At 62.1% G+C, this 3,369-nt stretch carries 5 protein-coding genes and 1 pseudogene; 5 read left to right on the top strand and 1 reads right to left on the bottom strand.

The genetic code is table 11. From position 1 onward, the window contains the following. Positions 1 to 407, top strand: a 407-nt coding sequence (locus tag RMN73_RS06450; RefSeq protein ID WP_309602500.1) for a KH domain-containing protein, incomplete at its 5' end; no start/stop codon positions are given. After that, positions 408 to 872, top strand: coding sequence for a hypothetical protein (locus RMN73_RS06445; RefSeq protein ID WP_309602499.1), 465 nt, complete (start codon positions 408 to 410; stop codon positions 870 to 872). Here RMN73_RS06445 and RMN73_RS06440 read toward each other — a convergent pair. Further along, a complete protein-coding gene (locus RMN73_RS06440) occupies positions 864 to 1,634 on the bottom strand; it encodes an NAD-dependent deacylase (protein ID WP_309602498.1) in 771 nt (256 codons plus the stop codon). The genes RMN73_RS06445 and RMN73_RS06440 overlap by 9 nt on opposite strands. 82 nt (positions 1,635 to 1,716) lie before the next feature. Between RMN73_RS06440 and RMN73_RS06435 the strand changes: the two genes are divergently transcribed. The 3 genes and pseudogenes from RMN73_RS06435 to RMN73_RS06425 all read left to right on the top strand — a co-directional run. Beyond that, on the top strand, positions 1,717 to 2,115 hold the full coding sequence (locus RMN73_RS06435) for a thioesterase family protein (RefSeq protein WP_309602497.1): 399 nt from the start codon (positions 1,717 to 1,719) through the stop codon (positions 2,113 to 2,115). 212 nt (positions 2,116 to 2,327) lie between these two features. Continuing rightward, positions 2,328 to 3,086 carry a DUF72 domain-containing protein gene (locus tag RMN73_RS06430; RefSeq protein ID WP_309602496.1) on the top strand — a complete coding sequence of 253 codons (759 nt, stop codon included), beginning with the start codon at positions 2,328 to 2,330 and terminating at the stop codon, positions 3,084 to 3,086. A gap of 22 nt (positions 3,087 to 3,108) precedes the next feature. Next, positions 3,109 to 3,369, top strand: a pseudogene (locus tag RMN73_RS06425) (hypothetical protein); the annotation flags it as partial.

Below are 3,369 nucleotides of genomic sequence, written 5' to 3'. Positions count from 1 at the left end.
CGCATCGCTCGGCCGCCATGCCGGCCAGCCCGTGGCACTTCCCCGACGACCTAGGGACCGACGCCACCGACCGCTTGGTCGCGGCCGATCTGACCCGCGAGCAACTCTTCCTTCAGCTCCACGCCGAAGTGCCCTATTCGGCCGCGGTCGAGACCGAGAAGTGGGAAGATCGCAAGGACGGCTCGACCGTCATCCACCAGCAAATATTGATCGAACGCGACAGCCAGAAAGCGATCGTCGTCGGCAAGGGCGGCGCGCGGTTGAAAGCCATCGGCCAGGCATCGCGCGAGGCAATCAGCGAGCATCTGGGGCGCAAGGTCCACCTGTTCCTCCACGTCAAGGTCAACCCCAAGTGGGACGAGGATCGCGGTCTGTACGAGGACATCGGGCTGGACTGGAGCGAGTGAATGGACGAGCGCCCCTTATACATCCGCATTGAGCCTAACGCTGACGTGCCTGAACTGTCTCACCCGAATCCGTTCAAGGCGATTGTGGTTCTGGAAACAGAATCATCGGGAGAATGGCAAGAGATCGTCAGCCAACGATTAGTTACAGCTGGCTGCCGTTATATGATGGCTTGGGGCAAGGAATGCGAAGAATTCCACGACATTGTCGATAAGACGAGTCTTGGACGTCATAATTACGATGTGCCGGCTGAAAATTTTATTATGACAACTTGGCAAAACAACGAGAGCCTCGAGAACGTGTTTTGGTATTCTCAGTTTTGTGCAGATTTTAGCTACGACGATGTGGAACTACGGGAGACCCTCATAATTCACGTTTCTTGCATAAATCGTGAAGCGGAATATCTTGAGTTGTATGCACAATCCGAGACACTTGCAGAACGCGAGGATAACGAAGGCTCAGCTTAACATTTCCTCCACCCATTTAGGCACTTCCTCGCTCGCGCGCCCGAACCGCCGCTCGTCGAAGAAGATGCTCCCCTGGCTCGGCTCGAGATTGATCTCCAGTGTCGCAGCGCCAACATATTTCGCGGTCTGCACAAACCCCGCAGCGGGATAGACCGCGCCCGACGTCCCGATCGACACGAACAGATCGCATCCGCGCAGCGCCGCCTCGATCGCGTCCATCTCGTACGGCATCTCGCCAAACCAGACGATGTCGGGGCGGACCCGGCCTTCCGCGTTACAGACAGGACAAATATTCCCATTCGTCCCGAGCGCAGTCGAGGGACGCTGCGCGGACGTGTCTCGACTTCGCTCGACACGAACGGCTTGGACAAGCATGTCCCCCTCCCACGGGAAGCGATTGTCGCATGCCAGACACCACCCGCGCAGCAACTCGCCATGCATGTGGAGTAGCCGCTTGGCCCCCGCCCGCTCGTGCAGATCATCGACATTCTGGGTGACGATCAGCAGCTCGCCCGGCCACTCGGCATCGAGCCGCGCCAGCGCGACATGCGCCGCATTGGGCTGGACCTCCCCTAGCCGCGCCCGCCGCGCGTCGTAGAAAGAATGCACCAACGCCGGATGGCGCGCATACGCCTCGGGAGTCGCGACATCCTCCACGCGATGCCCCTCCCACAACCCATCGGCCGCGCGGAACGTCGCCAGCCCGCTCTCCGCGCTGATCCCCGCGCCGGTCAGGATGACGATATTGCTAGTCCGGTCCATCGCCGCTCCCTGCCGCTACATTGCAACGCCTTTGAATCCTTAACGATATTGACATTTCTGTCAGCTAGCACCACCTAAAGATATGGCCGCGATCACTTATCATCACCCGATTGGCATCCTGCCGGCGGACATCGACCATATGGGTCATGTCAATAATAGCGTGTATCTGAAATGGGTGCAGGAAGCGGTGATCCGCTACTGGGAGAGCCTGGCCCCGCCCGAAGCGGTCGCCCGCCACCTGTGGGTCGCGCTCAGCCACGAGATTAATTACCGCCGTCCGACCTTCCTCGACGATATCGTCGTTGCCGATGTGATCGCGGAAAAGGTCGAAGGCGCGAAGGCGCTGTTCACCACCGTGATCAAGCGCGGCGAAGTTGTGCTCGCCGAAGTGAAATCGAGCTGGTGCTGCCTCGACGCCGTGACTCATCGCCCGGCACGCGTTGCCCGTGACATCGCCGCGCGGTTTTTGCCCGACGCTTGATTGTGCTACGGGCGACGCGGTGAGAAGCCGCCGTCGCCTTAGCTCCGATGATATTTGGGAGCACCTCTGGCACCGAATCCAGAGCCAGATCGGCCTCGCCGGCGGCCTGAGGCGCGGCGGTCGACGTTCGCGCCCCGATGCCGATGGTGTCCCCGTCGATCCCAACCGACCCAACACCCTCTCCAGCGGTACCGCGGCTCCTTTGGAGTACGATGGCTGATCCCATCGTCCGCATCGGCATTGGCGGCTGGACCTACGCCCCGTGGCGCGGCGATTTCTACCCGCCCGGATTGGCCCAGTCGAAGGAGCAGGCATTCGCCGCCGCGAGCTTCGGCGCGATCGAGATCAACTCGACCTTCTATAGCCGTCAGTCGCCCGCCAGCTGGGCCAGATGGGCCGCCGCCGCGCCCGACGGCTTCCACTATGCGATCAAGGCGTCGCGCTACTGCGTTACCCGCCCCAAGCTGGCCAACGCGGGCGAGGGTATCGGCAATTTCTACGCACAGGGGCTGACCAAACTTGGCGACCGCCTCGGCCCGACCTTATGGATGTTGTCGCGTCATCGCCAATATGATCATGACGACATCGCCGCGTTCCTTGATCTCCTCCCCGCGAAACTCGGCGACCGCACGCTCCGCCATGCGATCGAACCGCGCCACGAAAGTTTCCGCGACGACCGCTTCTTCAAGCTCGCGACCGACCGCAATGTCGCGGTGGTGTTCGGCGACCACGATGAATTTCCCTGTATTGACGCCGACACCGCCGACTTCGCCTACGCGCGACTACAGCGGATGCGCGAAGTGGTGTCGACCGGCTATGACGAGTCCTCGCTGGCCGCGTTCGAGGCCCGCGCGCGGCGCTGGTCGGCGGATGGTCGCGACAGCTACATCTTCCTGATCAATGGCTCGAAAATCCGCGCCCCCGCCGCCGCACGCGCGCTCCAGCAGCGACTGGGCATTGCGCGCGGCTAGGCGCTGCGCCATCACGCTGCCCATGCGCACCGATCAGCAACCGCTTCGCCTCACGCTTTACGCCCCGCGGGGACGGATGGGACGCGCCATCGCCGCCGCGGTCGAACCGGCGGACGACATCACGATCGACCCTGATCATGGCGATGTGCTGATCGACTTCTCCTCCCCCGACGGGCTCCGGTCGAGCCTCGATCTGGCGGTAAGTGCGGCCATTCCGATCCTGGTCGGAACCACCGGTCTGACTGAAGGCCATTATGACCTGATCGCCGAGGCAGCCGAGGTC

This window comes from Sphingomonas sp. (genome assembly GCF_031372575.1).
GTDB lineage: Bacteria > Pseudomonadota > Alphaproteobacteria > Sphingomonadales > Sphingomonadaceae > Sphingomicrobium.
This window is presented reverse-complemented; position numbering and strand designations above follow the sequence as displayed.

Excerpts from the sequence above, each read along its gene's own strand:
- RMN73_RS06445 (WP_309602499.1), top strand. The coding sequence starts at position 408 with ATGGACGAGCGCCCCTTATACATCCGCATTGAGCCTAACGCTGACGTG.
- RMN73_RS06440 (WP_309602498.1), bottom strand. The coding sequence starts at position 1,634 with ATGGACCGGACTAGCAATATCGTCATCCTGACCGGCGCGGGGATCAGC.
- RMN73_RS06435 (WP_309602497.1), top strand. The coding sequence starts at position 1,717 with ATGGCCGCGATCACTTATCATCACCCGATTGGCATCCTGCCGGCGGAC.
- RMN73_RS06430 (WP_309602496.1), top strand. The coding sequence starts at position 2,328 with ATGGCTGATCCCATCGTCCGCATCGGCATTGGCGGCTGGACCTACGCC.